The organism is Pseudomonas sp. NBRC 111124 (genome assembly GCF_001320245.1).
Classification (GTDB): Bacteria; Pseudomonadota; Gammaproteobacteria; order Pseudomonadales; family Pseudomonadaceae; genus Aquipseudomonas.
On sequence record NZ_BCBA01000056.1, the window covers coordinates 1 to 17,236 of the forward strand.

The window sequence follows — 17,236 nt, forward strand, 5'->3', positions numbered from 1 at the left end:
TTTACCCGCGAAAGGGCCGGCACAGGCCAACAAAAAAGCCCGCATCAAAGGATGCGGGCTTTCGTCTATTGCGGTGCGGCTTAGGCCGCCTGGGCTTCCTGTTGGCTCAGCGAGCGGTTCAGCGCGCTGAACAGTGCCTTGAAGCTGGCAGTGGTGATGTTCTCATCGATGCCCACACCGTGCACCGGGCGGCCGCCGGCCACACGCAGTTCGATGTAGGCCGCAGCCTTGGCGTTGGTACCCGCACCAATGGCGTGCTCGTTGTAGTCCATGATCTCCACCGATACCGGCAGGCCGGCGACCAAGGCTTCCAGGGCGCCGTTGCCCTTGCCACGCCAGTGCAGGGTAGTTTCGCCTTCACCGGCGACTTCCACTTCCACGGCGCTGTGGCCGTTTTCTTCCTGCAGGCGGTGGCTGACCAGTGCATACGGAGCGTTGGCCTGGAGGTATTCCTTGTGCAGCAGGCTGTAGATCTGCTGGGCGGTCATTTCCAGGCCCAGGCGGTCGGTTTCACCCTGCACTACCTGGCTGAATTCGATCTGCATGCGGCGCGGCAGGCTAATGCCGTATTCCTGCTCGAGCAGGTAAGTGATGCCGCCTTTGCCCGACTGGCTGTTGACGCGGATCACCGCCTCGTAGCTGCGGCCGATGTCGGCCGGGTCGATCGGCAGGTACGGCACTTCCCACAGTTCGCCTTCCTGCTGCTTGGCGAAGCCCTTGCGGATGGCGTCCTGGTGCGAACCGGAGAACGCGGTGTGGACCAGGTCGCCGACGTACGGGTGGCGTGGGTGCACGGGCAGCTGGTTGCACTCTTCGACGACCTTGCGCACGCCGTCGATGTCGGAGAAGTCCAGCAGCGGATCGATGCCCTGAGTGTAGAGGTTCAGCGCCAAGGTCACCAGATCGACGTTGCCGGTACGTTCGCCGTTGCCGAACAGGCAGCCTTCGGCACGGTCGGCGCCTGCCATCAGGCCCAGTTCGGTGGCGGCGATGCCGGTGCCGCGGTCGTTGTGGCAGTGCAGGCTGATGATCACGCTGTCGCGACGGCTGACGTTGCGGCAGAACCACTCGATCTGGTCGGCGTAGATGTTCGGCGTGGACACTTCCACGGTGGCCGGCAGGTTGAGGATGACCTTGTGTTCAGGGGTCGGGTTCCACACTTCGATGACCGCGTCACAGACTTCCTTGGCGAACTCCATTTCGGTAGCGCTGAAGGTTTCTGGCGAGTACTGGAAAGTCCACTGGGTTTCCGGCTGCTGGGCAGCATATTTGACGAACAGCTTGGCCGCGTTCACCGCGATGTCCTTCACGCCTTGCTTGTCCTGGTTGAAGACGATGCGGCGGAACGACGGGCTGGTGGCGTTGTACAGGTGGACGATGGCCTTCTTCGCGCCGCGCAGCGATTCGAACGTGCGGGCGATCAGGTCTTCACGGGCCTGGGTGAGCACCTGGATGGTGGTGTCATCCGGGATGTGGCCATCTTCGATCAGGGTGCGCACGAAGTCGAAGTCGGTCTGCGAGGCCGATGGGAACGAGGCTTCGATCTCCTTCACGCCAACCTGCACCAAGGTCTTCCAGAAACGCAGCTTTTTCTCCGAATCCATCGGCTCGATCAGCGACTGGTTGCCATCACGCAGGTCGGAGCTGCACCAGATCGGCGCCTCGGTGATGGTCTTCGACGGCCAGGTACGGTCAGGCAGGTCGATGGTCGGGAAAGCGCGGTATTTCTTCGATGGGTCTTTGAGCATGGTCATGGAAGCAATCCTTTTGTGTGCGGCCGAGATCGGGCCTGCCGAGCGATAACGAGATGAAAAGGCGAGGCGACGCGAATCAACCTGGTAGTCGGGCGCTGACCAGGCAGAGGCTGCGATGTTGTCGGAGCAGGATGAGGGTGCTGAAGGTTTTCATGCCCTCAACTTAACCAGTGGGGTGGGGGATGGCAAGCGTTGGGAGAAAATTGAGAGGAATGCTTAAAAAAAGCCAGATGGCGAGATTTTATCGCTGATATTTTTAGATGCCTTTTTAAATGTTGCGCGGTATTTTTCGACCGCGCAACATATTGGAACCGCCGATCTCAGGGTTGGAATGCGCCAATGAAGATCGCCGGATCCACCCGCGCATCGTTCAGGCTCACGTTCCAGTGCATGTGCGGCCCGGTCGCTCGCCCGGTCGAACCCACGCGCCCGACCACATCGCCCCGGCGCAGCTGTTGGCCAACCTGCACATCGATCTTCGACATGTGGCAGAACATGCTGATGAACCCTTGCCCATGGTCGACGAACACCGTCCGGCCGTTGAAGAAGTAATCACCTACCAGGATCACCTTGCCGTTGGCGGGGGTCTTGATCGGCGTTCCGGCCGGCACGGCAAAGTCCAGCCCGGCATGCGGGTTGCGCTCCTCGCCATTGAAGAAGCGGCGCACGCCGAACTTGCTCGACAGTGGCCCGCTGACCGGTTTATCGAGGATCAGGTTGCTCGGCAGCACCGGGCTGAAGCTGCGGTACGCCTTGATCTGCTCGGCCAGTTCGCGGTCGATGCGCTTGAGGTCCTCCGGGTTCGGGTTGACCTGGCGGGTGTTCTTCAAGGTGATGTGCTGTTCGGGGTACTTCTTGCTGCCGACGCTGAAGGGCAGGCTGCGCCCGCCTTGGGTCAGCACGGCGGTGCCGGGCTTCTGGGTCAGAGGGATACCGACGATGGCCAGCCAGTTGTCCTGCTCCTTCACCACCAACACGGGTTTTCCATCGAAGCGTGCACTCGGCGCAGCGGCCGCCGGGCCAAGGTCGACCACCGCCACACCACCCGGCACGGGTTTGTTCAGGGCGCGGGTGATGTAGCTGGCCTGGGCGCCTGCGGCCAGCAGCATGAGGGAGAGGGCGAGCAGGGGCGCGAACAGGCGTGGCATAGGTCAGTCCAGAAGCGAGAAGGTGACGGGGGTCAAGTGATTGTCTTCGACCCGGACTTGCAGCTCGCCTTCATTCAGGCGGGCGGTCAGGCGTTGGCCGTTGCGGGTCTGCTCGGCGCTGCGGATGGCCTGGCCGTGCTCGTCAAGAAGGATGCTGTAGCCGCGCGCCAGGGTCGCCAGCGGGCTGACCACCTGCAGCGTCTGCAGTTGTGCCTGAAAGCGCTGACGGCGGTCCTTGAGCACTTCACGCATGGCGCGTGGCAGGCGCTCGGCGAGGCTGTCCAGGCGTTGCGCCAGCAGTTTCAGCGTGCGCCCAGGGTGCTGCGCGGCCAGGCGTGTATCCAAGCGCGCCAGGCGCTCGCGACGCTGGTTGAGGTTGAGCGTGAAGGCGCGGCGCAGGCGCATGTCCAGGTCGTCCAGGCGCTGTGCCTGCTGGCGCAGGCGTTCGCCGGGGTGACGCAGCCGGCGGGTCAGCGACTCCAGGCGCAGGCGGTCGTGGGTCAGGCGGTTCTGCATGCGCAGCAGCAGGCGCCGCTGCAGGCCGTCGAGGCGCTGCTGCAGGCCGCTGCTGTCGGGGGCCAGCAGTTCGGCGGCAGCCGAAGGCGTAGGCGCGCGCACGTCGGCGACGAAATCACTGATCGATACATCGGTCTCGTGGCCGACGGCGCTGACGATCGGCGTCACGCAGGCGGCTACGGCGCGTGCCACGGCTTCTTCGTTGAAGCACCAGAGGTCTTCCAGCGAGCCGCCACCACGTGCCAGGATCAACGCATCGAAGCCCAGCCGATCCGCCTGCTGCAAGGCGCGGACGATCTGGTTGATCGCCTCACGGCCTTGCACGGCGGTGGGGATGAGGTTCAGCTCGACCTGCGGCGCGCGGCGGCCAAACACGCTGATGATGTCGCGGATCACGGCGCCGGTGGGCGAGGTGATGATGCCGATGCGTTGCGGATGGGCCGGCAGCGGCTTCTTGCGCTCGGCGCTGAACAGCCCTTCGGCGCCCAGCTTTTCTTTCAGCGCCTCGAAGGCCAGGCGCAGCGCCCCATCACCGGCCGGCTCGACGGTGTCGAGGATCAGTTGGTAGTCGCCACGCCCCTCGAACAGCGAAACCTTGCCGCGCACGCGCACCGCCAGGCCGTCGCGCAGGGCCTGGCGCACGCGGGTGGCGTTCTGCCGGAACAGCGCGCAACGCACCTGGGCGCCGCTGTCTTTGAGCGTGAAGTACATGTGGCCGGAGGCCGGGCGGGCGAGGTTGGAAATCTCGCCTTCCACCCATACGCTGCGAAACACGTCTTCCAGCAGCACACGAGCGCGGCCGTTCAGCTGGCTGACGGTGAGGACCTCGCGGTCCAGGCCGAGTCGTTCAAAAGGGTCTCTGATCATGGCGGGCATCATAAAGGACATCGCCCCCGGTTGTCTGTCCCGGCACTGTGGGCGCGGGTTTAGCCGCGAACACTGGCATAGCCGGTCATCAACCCTGCATCGCCGACACGAATTGGTACACCATCTGCCCTGCATCACGCTGGCAGGCCAGCGCCACGGTACTCTCGCATCCCCCCTCCAACGCCACGAAGCTTATCGACGCCGGGGCAATTTCACGCATGCACTCCGGCAGCAATGCCACCCCGAATCCGGCCTGGATCAACTGCAACTGCGTGGTCTTGCGCGACAGCACCTGCGCTGCCTGCGGGAAAAAGCCAGCTTCCATGCACAAGGAAGCTGATAGATAACTCAGTCCGCCACGGTCCCGGTGCGGGATGGAAATGAAATGCTCTTCGCGCAGTTGCTCCAGCCGCACTTGTGGCGCGTCGGCCAGTGGATGCCCGGCGGCGACTGCCAGCAACAACGGTTCGCTGAACAGCTCATGCAGCACCACGCCTTCATGCTGGCGAAGCACCGGCAAGCGCAGCAGCCCGACATCCAGCCGCCCGGCGGCGATATCCTCCAGCTGCGCCTCCGACGACTGTTGGGCGATCTCCAGCGCGACCCCTGGGTTGCCTCGCAGATAGCCGCCCAGGCGAGCCAGCAGTGGGCCGGTCAACGGTACCGTGCTGGAGTGGTTCAGGCGCAGGCTGCCTTGCAGCCCTTCGCCAATGTCGCGAGTCACCCGCTCAGCCTGCGCCAGGTCGGCCAACAAGCGCCGTGCACGTTCCAGGAAGGCCTGACCGGCCAACGTCAGGCGCGGCAGGCGCGCGGTACGCTCGAACAACGGGGTGCCCAGTTGCTGCTCCAGCTCCTTGACCTGTCGGCTCAGCGCCGACTGGGCGATGTACAGCCGCTCGGCGGCGCCGCTGAAGCTGCCGCATTCGGCGATTTCCACGAAGTAACGCAACTGGCGGATCGACGTCATGTCATGCCTTTTCGAGATGGGTGTGGCGTTAAAGGCATATTAGTCGGCATGGCTCATGGCTGGCTAATCTTTGCCAGTCATCCCAGGAACTGCTGCCATGCTCGCCCAGCTGTCGTTTTCCGGCCTTGACTGGCTGTTCATTCTGCTCGGTGTCGGCGCGGCCTACATCGTCTTCGGCATCGCCGGCTTCGGCACGGCATTGGTCGCCGGCCCGGTATTGATCCATTTCATGCCCCTGTCGCGGATCATCCCGCTGCTGGTGCTGCTGGACTTCGTCGCCGCCTTCGGCAACCTGCTGCCGTCACGTCGCGACGTGGTGCGCGGCGAACTGCTGCGTCTGTTGCCCTGCATGGCGGTGGGCTGCACCCTGGGCGTGGTGTTCCTGCTGCACCTGAAGTCCGACCTGCTGTTGCTGCTGATGGGCCTGTTCGTCACCGCCTACGCGGTCTACGGCCTGGCGGTGAAAGTGCGGCCGGCCAGGCTGTCGGGCCTATGGGCGGTGCCGATGGGTACGGTCGGCGGGCTGTTTGGCGCCTTGTTCGGCAGCGGTGGTTTCCTTTATGCCATCTACCTGAGCGCACGCCTCGACGTGAAGGAGCAGGTGCGCGCGACCCAGAGCGCCCTGATCAGCTGCAGCACCCTCGTGCGGTTGTCGCTGTTCCTGCTTGCCGGCGTGTACGCCGATATCAGCCTGTTATTGCTTGCTGCCTGCCTGCTGCCGGTGATGTTCGTCGGCCTCTGGGCTGGCCGCCGGCTGACCCTGAAACTGTCCCGCGACGCCTTCGTGCGCCTGGTCACCTGGCTGGTGCTGGCCAGCGGCCTGGCGCTGATCGGTCGCTACCTGAGCAGCTGAGCTGTAGAATTGCAGGATTACCGCAGTCCGCAGGCCCGCTTCGTCCATGAACACCCAGAGCATCATCGTCCCCAAGCTGTCCACCGTGCCCTCGCATGAAGCCCGTTCGCGGGCCATCCTGCGCTGGCTGGTGCGCGAGAAGATCGTCGAAGAACAACTGACCACCTGCGGGCGCACCGGCAACCGCATGGGCCATGCCCTGGCCGAGGGGGCGCGCAAGATCGCCCTGCATCCTGAAAAACTGCCGTTCGGCGAGCAGGTCAATGGCCTGGAAGTGATGCTCAAGCGTTGCATCTATACGCCCACCGAGGGGTTCCTCGAGGAGGCCGGCTGCCCGGAGTGCCGGCGCGAGGTTGGCGAGCCGCTGTTCGAGAGCCTGGAAGAGTGGATGCCGGCGGTGAGCGACAACTTCACCTGCCCGCTGTGCGGCCATGAAGATGACATCAATGGCTTCATTTACCTGCAGCCATGTGCCTTTTCCAACCTTGGGTTCATCTTCAACAACTGGGGCGAGGCCGGGTTCACTCAGGCCTTTCTCGACAGCTTTGCCGACTGGCTCGACCAGCCAGTGGCGGTGGTGCAGGTAAAACTGCCATCACGCTGACCGAAGGCCCTTATTTTGCATTGAGCGGCGCGCCGTGGATGAGTATAATGGCGCGCTTCCATTTTTCCCGCCCGGGAGCCCCCGCGATGCTGCGTATCAGCCAAGAAGCCCTGACCTTCGACGATATCCTCCTTGTACCTGGCTACTCCGAGGTACTGCCCAATGAAGTCAGTCTCAAGACCCGTTTGACTCGTGGCATCGAGCTGAACATTCCGCTGGTTTCCGCTGCCATGGATACCGTCACCGAAGCGCGCCTGGCCATCGCCATGGCCCAGGAAGGCGGCATCGGCATCATCCACAAGAACATGACCATCGAGCAGCAGGCCGGCGAAGTTCGCAAGGTCAAGAAGTTCGAGGCTGGCGTGGTCAAGGACCCGATCACCATCGAAGCCGACGCCACCGTCCGCGACCTGTTCGACCTGACCCGCCTGAACAACATCTCCGGTGTTCCAGTGCTGGCGAACGGCGACCTGGTCGGTATCGTCACCTCCCGTGACGTGCGCTTCGAAACCCGTCTGGACGCCAAGGTCCGCGACGTGATGACGCCGAAAGAGCGTCTGGTCACCGTCCGCGAAGGCGCTGACAAGAACGAAGTCCGCGAGCTGCTGCACAAGCACCGTCTGGAAAAGGTCCTGATCGTTGACGACAAGTTCAACCTCAAGGGCATGATGACCGTCAAGGACATCGAAAAGGCCAAGGCCTACCCGCTGGCCAGCAAGGACGACCAGGGTCGCCTGCGCGTCGGCGCTGCGGTCGGCACCGGCAAGGACACCGGCGAGCGCGTTGCCGCCCTGGTTGCCGCCGGCGTTGACGTGGTGGTCGTCGACACCGCCCACGGTCACTCCAAAGGCGTGATCGACCGCGTTCGCTGGGTCAAGGAAACCTACCCGCAAGTGCAGGTGATCGGCGGCAACATCGCCACCGGCGCCGCGGCCAAGGCCCTGGCTGAAGCCGGCGCAGACGCCGTCAAGGTCGGTATCGGCCCAGGCTCGATCTGCACCACCCGTATCGTTGCCGGTGTCGGCGTGCCGCAGATCAGCGCCATCGCCAACGTCGCTGCTGCGCTGGAAGGCACTGGCGTGCCGCTGATCGCTGACGGCGGCATCCGTTTCTCGGGTGACCTGTCCAAGGCCATCGTTGCCGGCGCTTCCTGCGTGATGATGGGTTCGATGTTCGCCGGTACCGAAGAAGCTCCGGGCGAAGTCGAGCTGTTCCAGGGCCGTTCCTACAAGGCCTATCGCGGCATGGGCTCGCTGGGTGCCATGGCACAGGCGCAAGGCTCGTCCGACCGTTACTTCCAGGACTCCTCGGCCGGCGCCGAGAAGCTGGTACCGGAAGGCATCGAAGGCCGTGTTCCTTACAAGGGCGCCCTGGCCGCGATCATTCACCAGCTGATGGGCGGCCTGCGTTCGTCCATGGGCTACACCGGCAGCGCAACCATCGAAGAGATGCGCACCAAGCCGGAATTCGTGCGCATCACCGGTGCCGGCATGGCCGAGTCCCACGTGCATGACGTACAGATCACCAAAGAAGCCCCTAACTACCGCGTAGGCTGAGGCTTCAAGCAATAACCGAACGGGGCTGTCACGAACAGCCCCGCGTCGTTTCCGATTTCCACTGACGAGATTGAGTCATGGCCCTCGACATTCACGCTCACCGTATCCTCATCCTCGATTTCGGTTCCCAGTACACCCAGCTGATCGCCCGCCGCGTGCGCGAAATCGGCGTGTACTGCGAACTGCACCCGTTCGACATGGACGATGAAGCGATCCGCGAATTCAACCCGCGCGGCATCATCCTCGCCGGCGGCCCCGAGTCGGTCCACGAAGCCAACAGCCCACGCGCCCCGCAGGCCGTGTTCGACCTGAACGTGCCGCTGCTGGGCATCTGCTACGGCATGCAGACCATGGCCGAACAGATGGGCGGCAAGGTCGAAGGTTCCGACCTGCGTGAGTTCGGTTATGCCCGCGTCGACGTGGTCGGCAAGAGCCGCCTGCTCGATGGCATCGAAGACCACGTCGACGACGACGGCGTACTGGGCCTGGACGTGTGGATGAGCCACGGCGACAAGGTCACCCAGATGCCGGGCAACTTCCACGTGCTGGCCAGCACCCCGAGCTGCCCGATCGCCGGCATGTTCGACGACAGCCGTGGCTACTACGGCGTGCAGTTCCACCCGGAAGTGACCCATACCAAGCAGGGCGGTCGCATCCTGTCCCGCTTCGTGCAGGACATCTGCGGCTGTGAAGCCCTGTGGACCCCGTCCAATATCGTCGAAGACGCCATCGCCCAGGTGCGTGAGCAAGTCGGTTCGGCCAACGTTCTGCTGGGCCTGTCCGGCGGCGTCGACAGCTCCGTGGTTGCCGCCCTGCTGCACCGCGCCATCGGCGACCAGCTGACCTGCGTGTTCGTCGACAACGGCCTGCTGCGCCTGCATGAAGGCGACCAGGTGATGGCCATGTTCAAAGAGAACATGGGCGTCAAGGTGATCCGCGCTGACGCTGAAAAGCAATTCCTCGACAACCTGGAAGGCGAAGCCGACCCGGAGAAGAAGCGCAAGATCATCGGCCGCACCTTCATCGATATCTTCGATGCCGAAGCCAGCAAGCTGGACAACATCCAGTTCCTCGCCCAGGGCACCATCTACCCGGACGTGATCGAGTCGGCTGGCGCCAAGAGCGGCAAGGCCCACGTGATCAAGTCGCACCACAACGTCGGTGGCCTGCCGGAGGAAATGAACCTCAAGCTGGTCGAGCCACTGCGTGAACTGTTCAAGGACGAAGTGCGCAAGATCGGCCTGGAGCTGGGCCTGCCGTACGACATGGTCTACCGCCACCCGTTCCCGGGCCCGGGCCTGGGCGTGCGCATCCTCGGTGAAGTGAAGAAGGAATACGCCGACATCCTGCGTCGCGCCGACCACATCTTCATCGAAGAACTGCGCAAGGCCGACTGGTACCACAAGACCAGCCAGGCCTTCGTGGTGTTCCAGCCGGTCAAGTCGGTCGGTGTTGTCGGCGACGGCCGTCGCTACGCCTGGGTCGTAGCCCTGCGTGCCGTCGAGACCGTGGACTTCATGACCGCACGTTGGGCACACCTGCCGTACGAGCTGCTGGAAACCGTCAGCGGCCGTATCATCAACGAAATCGACGGTATCTCCCGCGTCACCTACGACGTGTCGAGCAAGCCGCCAGCGACCATCGAGTGGGAATGATCCCTATCCGCCGCTGACCGAGAAGGGCCTGCATTGCAGGCCCTTTTCTTTGGCGCCAGGAAACCTATTCGCTGCCTGGAGGGTGGCCGAAATAGGCCTTGTAGGCATGGCAGAAGTTGGCAGGGTTGGCATAGCCGACATGGTAGGCAACCTGCGAGACCTGCCAGCGTCTCTCCAGCAGCAGGGTGCGGGCCAGTTCCAGGCGTTGTTGCCGCACGTACTGCAGGATAGGCCGGCCAAATTCATCGCGGAACGCCCGGCGCAAGGTGGTTTCGCCCACGCCCAGCTTTCGCGCGAGGCTGGCGGCGGTGGGCGGGGTGCTCAGCTGCGCGTCGAGCAGGCGGCGCGCTTCGATGGCCAGGTCGCGTAGCCCGCGATCCGGCTGGTTCGTGCCATGCACAGGGCCGAGCAGGTGGCGGGCCAGTTCCAGCACGATGGCCAAGCTCAGGCTTTCGCAATGCAGACGTCTGAGCCCGCCCGTATAAGGTGACAGATACAGCTGCTGCAGCAGCCGGCTCACAGCCGGGCACTGGGGTAACTGATCGAAACGCATACCGTCTGCCGTCAAAGCCAGCAGGGGCATCAGCTGCGCGTCTTCCCGAGCCAGTTCCTGCAGGTAGTCACCGGCAATACGCACGCCGGCCATGCGCGCGTGGCTGGCGGCGGGCAACTGGTCCTGCGCCTCCAGGCTCTCGCCCAGACCCAGCAGGTGCAACTGGCCGGGTACGTAACGGTTTAACGTGCCATCGACCGTATGCTGCCAGGCGCCGTCGAACAGTTGCACGATGCACAGGCTCTGCGGCAACACCTTGTCGATCTGCAACGGCTCCGGGAATTGCAGGTTGCAATCGAAGTACTGCAACCCCGCGTGCACCGTTTGCGCTCGATAGTGCCCGGTTGCGCTCCCCATTATTCGACCCTTGCTGTCCAGCACCCCGGCTTCGGCGAGTGACCCCGGGCTGTCGAAGCAAAAGGCGGTGTCCAGGTAGGGGCTGGTCGATCGCATGAGCGCTAAGCATCCTTCATTGGCGGCGGCATGAGCATAAATGGTAACGCGCGCACATTTTTGGCAACAGCCATTGTGCGCGGCGCGTCTTCTTTTGTGCGAACCGGCCAGGGGGGTTGGCAGTGGTGGCGGTGCTGTTTTCAATGGTCGATTGTTTCGCATCAGGATGGAAAAAGATGTTCGCTTATCGCAAATGGGCTGCCTTGCTGGTGGCGTCGCTGATCTTCTGCCTGGGCCAGGCCCAGGCAGAACAACGGCCGGTGGTGGCCGAACAGGTTGTTGCCTACATGGGCACTGAGGGCGTCAAAGTGTGGACGCTGCGCATTGGCGAGCGCGCCGCCAACGAAGCACTGGTTCAGGTCGAAGGCGTTGATCACGACTGGAACATGCGCATCCACAAGATGCAGGTGGAGAAGACCGCAAAGGACACCCGTTACTCGACGACGGTGGATGGCAAGAAGTTCGTGGTACTGGTCGTTCAGGGCGGCTGGGGCGGTGAGCTGTACCTGCCTGGCGAGCCGCAACCCGTGCAGGTTGGCTATTCCGAGGGGCTGTCGCGTCAAGGCAATGCCCAGGCATTCCTGACCGATTACCTGGCCAAGCAGCAGTGACCAGGGAGGAGGACTGACCATGGATAACCCTAACGATCCGCTCTCGGACCTTTCCGGCGCGCTCGGCGAAGACTATGAGCAATCCCGTGCTGCCCAGCGCGACCGGGTCATTGCCGAACTCAAACAGGTGATCGAGCGCGTGCCGCCGCAAAGCGAGTTCACCAATACCCGGCGTTTCAAGGTCTGGGGGCCGATTTTGCTGGTGGGCGCGCTGATCCTCCTCGGCGTGACCTTTAACCCGCAACGCCTGGGCGCAGTCGCATTGGTTGCCTTCATCGTCTGCATCGCCGCCGCGCTAACCTGGCAGCACCGCAACGCAGGCACGCAGGTGTTCATGCGCGTGACACGTCGGCAGTTGTTCGTCGATACCCTGGACGCCCCAGTCGACATGGCTGAAGTGGAGGACGTCGCCGTCAAGGACGAGGGCCTGGTCATGGTCCAGACGCTGGAAATGAGCAGCGAAACTGCGCTGCCAAAGCATCGTGTGGTCAAGCTGCAGTTCTTCGGCAACCAGGCGATGGTATTGAAAAAACCACGACCGCAAATCCGCATCATGTCCGCTGGCCTGGCGTGCAAGGGTCGCAAGCTCGACAACGAGGAAGTGCTTGCGATGCTGGCGGCATACCGCGATGCGGCCCATGCTCAACGGCAACTGGAGCTTATGCAGGCTGATGGATAACGCCGAGCGCGAGGCGGACACATGAAACGCCTGGTTTGGGGCCTGGTCATGCTGCTGTTGCCGCTGGCCCTGTTTGGCTGGGCAACGGTGCAGCACTGGCGGGCCGAGACGGCGCAAGAGCAGGCGAATATCACCCGGCAATGGCTGGCGACACCCAGCGATGCCTTGCTGCAGGCATTGCCTTGGGCCGCGCGCAATCAATTTGCCGGGCGGGTCGACACCCGCGCATTGCTGCAGCGTCAGCTGGATGAACTCGACACCGACCGTCATTGGCTGAGCATGCGCAAGTGGCTGGCCAGCCTCAGCGGCTGGCTGGCAGTGGGCGCTCTGGTCGCTGGCATCGGCGCCTGGCTCAGGCTCAGGGTCGACGCCTGGCGGGCCTTGCGCTCGGCGCATTACCTGCACCAGCACATGACGGCCAGCTGGCAGGCGCTAGGGCGTTGGCTGAGCGCCTATATGGGCATGCTCGCAGGCTCGCTGTGCCTGATACTGCTCTATGAAACCAGCGCCGGGTTGAGCCACGCCGCCCAGGGCGGGTTGACCGTGTTGGTCGTGGTTCTGCCGCTGGCCTCGGTGCTGGTCGTCTGCCTGCGTACCCTCTGGCGAATGCGCCAGCAGTGGCCGCACATGGGGGCGTCGAAAGCGAGCTTTCTTGGCCGAGCGCTTGGACGGCAGGGGGCTCCGGCGCTATGGCAGTGGGTTGAGGGCCTGGCTGCGCACCTGCACGCGCCGGTGCCGGACCATATCGTGGTCGGCATCGACCAGGGCTTTTTCGTCACCAGCGTGCCGATTGTGCTGCAGCCGGGCCAGTCGGCGCTCAGCGGGCGAACCTTGTACCTGTCATTGCCGTGTCTCGGCGTTCTGAGTCAGCAAGAGACCGCCGCGCTCATTGGCCATGAGCTCGGCCATTTCCGCAGCCGCGACACGGAGCAGGGCAGCGAAATCAATGCGCGCTTCAGCTTGATGTGCGCACAATTCTCCGCCATGGTCGACGCCGAGCGGTCTGTTGACTGGGTAGCGCGGCCGGTGGTGTGGATGGCCGGGCAGTTCCTCCATCACTTCCAGATTGCGGTACATCACTGGGGGCGCGCGCAGGAATTGTTGGCTGATCGGGCAGGGGCCGAAGTGGATGGCCCGAAGCTGTTCGTTCAGGCGCTGCTGCGTGCAATCGCCCTGGGCAAGGTGGTCGATGCCTTGCTGCTCGAACGTGGCGGCGAAGGCCTGCTTGCGGCGCTGAGCCAGTACTTGCAATGCACGCCGTTACACCTGGACGACGACGTGCTCGGTTCGACCCTGCCCCATCCCTTCGACACGCACCCGCCGATCGCCGCGCGCCTCGACCATCTCGACGTGATGCTTGACGCTGCGCTGCTGCAGGCCGCCATGCGCCAACCCTCTGACCATGACCGGCAGTGGTTCAACCAGCTCTGCGGGGCCTCTGCCGGCAGCGTATAGAGAGACTTCACTTAATATTTCCCATTTGCAGGTGTATCGTATTCGCCCTTCATCGCCAGCCAGCGCTGGCAGACTGATTGTGCAAAACACGAGGTACCCGCACTAATGTCCTTCACCCGTCGACAAATGCTCAAGGGCCTGACCGGCCTGGTTGTGGTTGGCCTGGGCGCCGGTGGCGCGGCCCGTTACTGGCTGGGCAAGGTCGAGGACGATAACGCAGGGCATGATTACGAGCTGATCGCCGCACCCCTGGACGTCGAGCTGGTGCCGGGCTTCAAGACCGAGGCCTGGGCCTTCGGGCCGTCGGCGCCGGGTACCGAGCTGCGGGTGCGCCAGGGCACCTGGCTGCGCGTGCGCTTCATCAACCACCTGCCGGTGGAAACCACCATCCACTGGCATGGCATCCGCCTACCGCTGGAAATGGACGGCGTGCCCTACGTCTCGCAGTTGCCGGTCAAACCGGGCGAGTACTTCGACTACAAGTTCCGCGTGCCGGATGCCGGCAGCTACTGGTACCACCCCCATGTCAGCAGCTCCGAAGAGCTTGGGCGTGGTCTGGTCGGCCCGCTGATCGTCGAGGAGCGCGAGCCGACCGGGTTCAAGCACGAGCGCACCCTGAGCCTGAAGAACTGGCACGTCGACGAGCAGGGCGCCTGGTTGCCCTTCAGTATCCCTCGCGAGGCCGCGCGCAATGGCACCGCCGGGCGGCTGATCACCATCAATGGCCAGGCCGACGCGGTCACCGAGTTGCCGGCCGGGCAGGTGGTGCGCGTGCGCGTGCTGAACCTGGACAACACCTGGACCTACCGCCTCAACCTAAAAGGCAACTGCGAGGCGAGAATCTATGCCCTCGACGGTAACCCGGTGACCCCACGGCCGCTGGATGACGAGTACTGGCTTGGCCCCGGCATGCGCATCTGCCTGGCCATCCGCATCCCCGAGGCGGGCGAGGAAGTCTCTCTGCGGGACGGTTTCGTCCGCCTGGGCACCTTGCGTTCGGTGGCCAGCACCGACGCCCCGGGCGAGTGGCCCAAGGCCCTGCCGGCGAACCCGATCGCCGAGCCAGACCTGGAGAATGCCGAGAAGCTGAACTTCAATTTCGAATGGGCGGCGAGCGTCTCGGTCACCAGCGACCCGGACAAGCCGTCGAGCATGTGGCAGATAAACGGCCAGGCCTGGGATATCACCGACAAGACCTGCGCTGACCGGCCAATCGCCACGCTCAAGAAGGGCAAAAGCTATATCTTCGAGCTGAAGAACATGACCCAGTACCAGCACCCGGTGCATCTGCACGGCATGAGTTTCAAGGTGATCGGCTCCAATCGTCGGCAAATCCCCGAGCCTTACTTCACCGACACCTACCTGCTGGGCAAGAACGAACGGGCCCAAGTCGCGCTGGTGGCCGATAACCCAGGCACCTGGATGTTCCACTGCCACGTCATCGACCACATGGAAACCGGCCTGATGGCCGCGATCGCGGTGGTCTGATGCGCCCGCAGATCGTCGATCGCAGCCGCGATCAGGAATTCATGCGCCTGGCTCTGGCCCTGGCCGCCGAGGGCGCGGCCATGGGCGAGGTGCCGGTGGGCGCGGTGCTGGTGCAGCATGGCCAAGTGATCGGCCAGGGTTTCAACCGGCCGATTGTCGACAGTGACCCCAGTGCCCATGCCGAGATGGTCGCCATCCGCGCGGCGGCCCAGGCGGCCAGCAACTACCGGCTGCCGGGCAGCACCCTCTACGTGACCCTGGAGCCGTGCAGCATGTGTGCGGGGCTGATCGTGCATTCGCGGGTGGCGCGGGTGGTGTTCGGGGCACTGGAACCCAAGGCGGGCATCGTGCAAAGCCAGGGGCAGTTTTTCGGGCAGGGCTTTCTCAATCATCGGGTGATGGTGGAGGGCGGGGTGCTGGCGCAGGAGTGCGGGCAGATCTTGAGTGATTTCTTCAAGGCCCGTCGGGCCAAGGGCTGAACAGGTTTACATCGGCGGCGACTGATCGGCCGGCTTGTCCTTGTTCACCCCCGGCACATGCAGGTTGCCCTCGGCCACCTGGCCTTCGAGCTGTGGCTGGGTCACCCAGGTGAGGATGTCGTAGTAGCGGCGGATGTTGGCCACGAAGTGCACCGGCTCGCCGCCACGGGCATAGCCGTACTTAGTCTGCCGGTACCACTGCTTCTGGGCCAGGCGCGGCAGCATCTTCTTTACGTCCAGCCATTTGTTCGGGTTGAGCTTTTCACGCTTGGCCAAGGTGCGGGCGTCTTCCAGGTGGCCGGTGCCGACGTTGTAGGCAGCCAGGGCGAACCAGGTGCGGTCCGGCTCCTGGATGCTGTCGTCGAGCTCTTCCTTGATCTTCATGAAGTACTTGGCGCCGCCCTGGATGCTCTGCTTCGGGTCCAGCCGGTTGGACACGCCCATGGCCTGGGCGGTGCGCTGGGTCAGCATCATCAGGCCGCGCACGCCGGTCTTGGAGGTGACTTCCGGCTGCCACATCGACTCCTGATAGCCGATTGCAGCCAGCAGGCGCCAGTCGACCTGTTCGACCTTGGCGTAGCTCTTGAAGTGCTTCTCGTACTTGGGCAGGCGCTGCTGCAGGTGCTGGGCGAAGGTGTAGGCACCGACGTAACCGAGTACGTCGACATGGCCGTAGTAGCGGTCCTTCAGACGCTGCAGGGTGCCGTTCTTCTGTGCCTTGTCGAGGAATTCGTTGATCTCGTTGAGCAGGCTGTTGTCGTCACCCGCCGCCACCGCCCAGCGCTGGTCGCGGGTGTCGCCCAGGTCGAAGGCGACCCGCACGTTGGGGAAGTAGACCTGGTTCATCGCCAGCTCATTGGAGTCGACCAAGGTCAGGTCGATCTGCCCTTCGTCTACCATACGCAGCAGGTCGACCACTTCGACGGCGTCGGACTCTTCGTACTCCAGGCCTGGATACTGCTTTTTCAGTTCGGCCAGCTGGTCGGCGTGGCTACTGCCCTTGAGCACCATGATCTTCTTGCCGACCAGGCCCTTGGCATCGGTGGGGCGAGGGCGGCCGTTGCGGTAGATGACCTGCGGGGTCACTTCCAGGTAAGGGTGCGAATACTTGACCTGGGCCTTGCGCCGGTCACTGCTGACCAGGCCGGCAGCCGCCAGCACCGGGCCGGAAGGTTTGCCCAGGGAGTCGTACAGCTCGTCGAGGTTGTCGGCGGTCTCGATCTGCAGCTTGACGCCGAGATCGTCGGCAAAATGCTGGACCAACTCATACTCGAAGCCGGTTTCGCCGTTGCGGTCCTGGAAGTAGGTGGCCGGGCTGTTGCGGGTGATCACGCGCAGCACGCCATCCTCCTTCACGCGCTCGAGGGTGCTGGGTTTTTCAACGCAGGCACCGAGCAGCAGAAAGAGTCCGGTTGCGATTAGCCATTTGGCGCAACGCTGGCGCAAAGCAGTGTGGGCGAACATAGGTTGCAGTATACGCAAAGGACTGGCGTAGCCATATCTCGACAACAGATAGCTTGTCTGGTAGCGGGTTGTGTGGTTGGTGTGGTGGGGGACCTGGTGCCTGCCTTTGGATGTTTGGCGCCTGTGAGATCGAG

Annotated in this window: 15 protein-coding genes; 9 read left to right on the forward strand and 6 right to left on the reverse strand. The window is 63.7% G+C overall.

Going from position 1 to position 17,236, the window contains the following annotated elements; genetic code table 11:
• Positions 1-80: 80 nt before the first annotated feature.
• The 4 genes from leuA to APH28_RS21530 all read right to left on the reverse strand — a co-directional run bounded on the left by leuA (position 81) and on the right by APH28_RS21530 (position 5,252).
• Positions 81-1,754, reverse strand: coding sequence for a 2-isopropylmalate synthase (leuA, locus tag APH28_RS21515; protein ID WP_060512546.1), 1,674 nt, complete (start codon positions 1,752-1,754; stop codon positions 81-83).
• A 320-nt stretch (positions 1,755-2,074) separates the two neighbouring features.
• On the reverse strand, positions 2,075-2,902 hold the full coding sequence (locus APH28_RS21520; protein ID WP_060512547.1) for a M23 family metallopeptidase: 828 nt from the start codon (positions 2,900-2,902) through the stop codon (positions 2,075-2,077).
• Positions 2,903-2,905: 3 nt separating this feature from the next.
• Complete coding sequence (gene xseA, locus APH28_RS21525; RefSeq protein ID WP_060512548.1) at positions 2,906-4,285, reverse strand: exodeoxyribonuclease VII large subunit; 1,380 nt, start codon at positions 4,283-4,285, stop codon at positions 2,906-2,908.
• A gap of 88 nt (positions 4,286-4,373) precedes the next feature.
• Positions 4,374-5,252, reverse strand: a complete 879-nt coding sequence (locus APH28_RS21530; RefSeq protein WP_060512549.1) for a LysR family transcriptional regulator — start codon at positions 5,250-5,252, stop codon at positions 4,374-4,376.
• A gap of 97 nt (positions 5,253-5,349) precedes the next feature.
• Between APH28_RS21530 and APH28_RS21535 the strand changes: the two genes are divergently transcribed.
• From APH28_RS21535 to guaA, 4 genes are all read left to right on the forward strand, one after another.
• Positions 5,350-6,105, forward strand: a complete 756-nt coding sequence (locus APH28_RS21535; protein ID WP_060512550.1) for a sulfite exporter TauE/SafE family protein — start codon at positions 5,350-5,352, stop codon at positions 6,103-6,105.
• A 46-nt stretch (positions 6,106-6,151) separates the two neighbouring features.
• Positions 6,152-6,709 carry a hypothetical protein gene (locus APH28_RS21540; RefSeq protein WP_060512551.1) on the forward strand — a complete coding sequence of 186 codons (558 nt, stop codon included), beginning with the start codon at positions 6,152-6,154 and terminating at the stop codon, positions 6,707-6,709.
• An 86-nt stretch (positions 6,710-6,795) separates the two neighbouring features.
• Entirely contained in the window at positions 6,796-8,265 is a 1,470-nt protein-coding gene (guaB, locus tag APH28_RS21545; RefSeq protein ID WP_012270723.1) for an IMP dehydrogenase, read from the forward strand.
• A gap of 77 nt (positions 8,266-8,342) precedes the next feature.
• A complete protein-coding gene (guaA, locus tag APH28_RS21550; protein ID WP_060512552.1) occupies positions 8,343-9,920 on the forward strand; it encodes a glutamine-hydrolyzing GMP synthase in 1,578 nt (525 codons plus the stop codon).
• Positions 9,921-9,984: 64 nt separating this feature from the next.
• Here the strand turns inward: guaA and APH28_RS21555 are convergent, their stop codons facing one another.
• Complete coding sequence (locus APH28_RS21555) at positions 9,985-10,926, reverse strand: AraC family transcriptional regulator (RefSeq protein ID WP_060512553.1); 942 nt, start codon at positions 10,924-10,926, stop codon at positions 9,985-9,987.
• A gap of 176 nt (positions 10,927-11,102) precedes the next feature.
• Between APH28_RS21555 and APH28_RS21560 the strand changes: the two genes are divergently transcribed.
• The 5 genes from APH28_RS21560 (at position 11,103) to tadA (ending at position 15,638) form a co-directional block, all read left to right on the forward strand.
• Complete coding sequence (locus APH28_RS21560) at positions 11,103-11,537, forward strand: hypothetical protein (RefSeq protein WP_060512554.1); 435 nt, start codon at positions 11,103-11,105, stop codon at positions 11,535-11,537.
• 19 nt (positions 11,538-11,556) lie between these two features.
• A complete protein-coding gene (locus APH28_RS21565; protein ID WP_060512555.1) occupies positions 11,557-12,216 on the forward strand; it encodes a hypothetical protein in 660 nt (219 codons plus the stop codon).
• A gap of 21 nt (positions 12,217-12,237) precedes the next feature.
• Positions 12,238-13,671, forward strand: a complete 1,434-nt coding sequence (locus APH28_RS21570; protein ID WP_060512556.1) for a M48 family metallopeptidase — start codon at positions 12,238-12,240, stop codon at positions 13,669-13,671.
• Positions 13,672-13,776: 105 nt separating this feature from the next.
• The gene (locus tag APH28_RS21575; protein WP_060512557.1) at positions 13,777-15,159 is read left to right on the forward strand and encodes a multicopper oxidase family protein; all 1,383 of its coding nucleotides are present in this window, start codon (positions 13,777-13,779) and stop codon (positions 15,157-15,159) included.
• Positions 15,159-15,638, forward strand: a complete 480-nt coding sequence (gene tadA / locus APH28_RS21580) for a tRNA adenosine(34) deaminase TadA (RefSeq protein WP_060512558.1) — start codon at positions 15,159-15,161, stop codon at positions 15,636-15,638. Before APH28_RS21575 ends, tadA begins: the two co-directional genes overlap by 1 nt.
• Before the next feature lie 6 nt (positions 15,639-15,644).
• On the opposite strand, the gene mltF is transcribed toward tadA, so the two are convergent.
• Positions 15,645-17,102, reverse strand: coding sequence for a membrane-bound lytic murein transglycosylase MltF (mltF, locus tag APH28_RS21585; protein WP_060512559.1), 1,458 nt, complete (start codon positions 17,100-17,102; stop codon positions 15,645-15,647).
• Positions 17,103-17,236 lie beyond the last annotated feature (134 nt).

Bases quoted from the DNA above. Each gene is read 5' to 3' on its own strand.
- APH28_RS21520 (WP_060512547.1), bottom strand. From the start codon at position 2,902: ATGCCACGCCTGTTCGCGCCCCTGCTCGCCCTCTCCCTCATGCTGCTG.
- APH28_RS21540 (WP_060512551.1), top strand. From the start codon at position 6,152: ATGAACACCCAGAGCATCATCGTCCCCAAGCTGTCCACCGTGCCCTCG.
- guaA (WP_060512552.1), top strand. From the start codon at position 8,343: ATGGCCCTCGACATTCACGCTCACCGTATCCTCATCCTCGATTTCGGT.
- APH28_RS21560 (WP_060512554.1), top strand. From the start codon at position 11,103: ATGTTCGCTTATCGCAAATGGGCTGCCTTGCTGGTGGCGTCGCTGATC.
- mltF (WP_060512559.1), bottom strand. From the start codon at position 17,102: ATGTTCGCCCACACTGCTTTGCGCCAGCGTTGCGCCAAATGGCTAATC.
- tadA (WP_060512558.1), top strand. From the start codon at position 15,159: ATGCGCCCGCAGATCGTCGATCGCAGCCGCGATCAGGAATTCATGCGC.
- APH28_RS21570 (WP_060512556.1), top strand. From the start codon at position 12,238: ATGAAACGCCTGGTTTGGGGCCTGGTCATGCTGCTGTTGCCGCTGGCC.
- guaB (WP_012270723.1), top strand. From the start codon at position 6,796: ATGCTGCGTATCAGCCAAGAAGCCCTGACCTTCGACGATATCCTCCTT.
- xseA (WP_060512548.1), bottom strand. From the start codon at position 4,285: ATGATCAGAGACCCTTTTGAACGACTCGGCCTGGACCGCGAGGTCCTC.
- APH28_RS21555 (WP_060512553.1), bottom strand. From the start codon at position 10,926: ATGCGATCGACCAGCCCCTACCTGGACACCGCCTTTTGCTTCGACAGC.
- APH28_RS21535 (WP_060512550.1), top strand. From the start codon at position 5,350: ATGCTCGCCCAGCTGTCGTTTTCCGGCCTTGACTGGCTGTTCATTCTG.
- APH28_RS21530 (WP_060512549.1), bottom strand. From the start codon at position 5,252: ATGACGTCGATCCGCCAGTTGCGTTACTTCGTGGAAATCGCCGAATGC.
- APH28_RS21565 (WP_060512555.1), top strand. From the start codon at position 11,557: ATGGATAACCCTAACGATCCGCTCTCGGACCTTTCCGGCGCGCTCGGC.
- leuA (WP_060512546.1), bottom strand. From the start codon at position 1,754: ATGACCATGCTCAAAGACCCATCGAAGAAATACCGCGCTTTCCCGACC.
- APH28_RS21575 (WP_060512557.1), top strand. From the start codon at position 13,777: ATGTCCTTCACCCGTCGACAAATGCTCAAGGGCCTGACCGGCCTGGTT.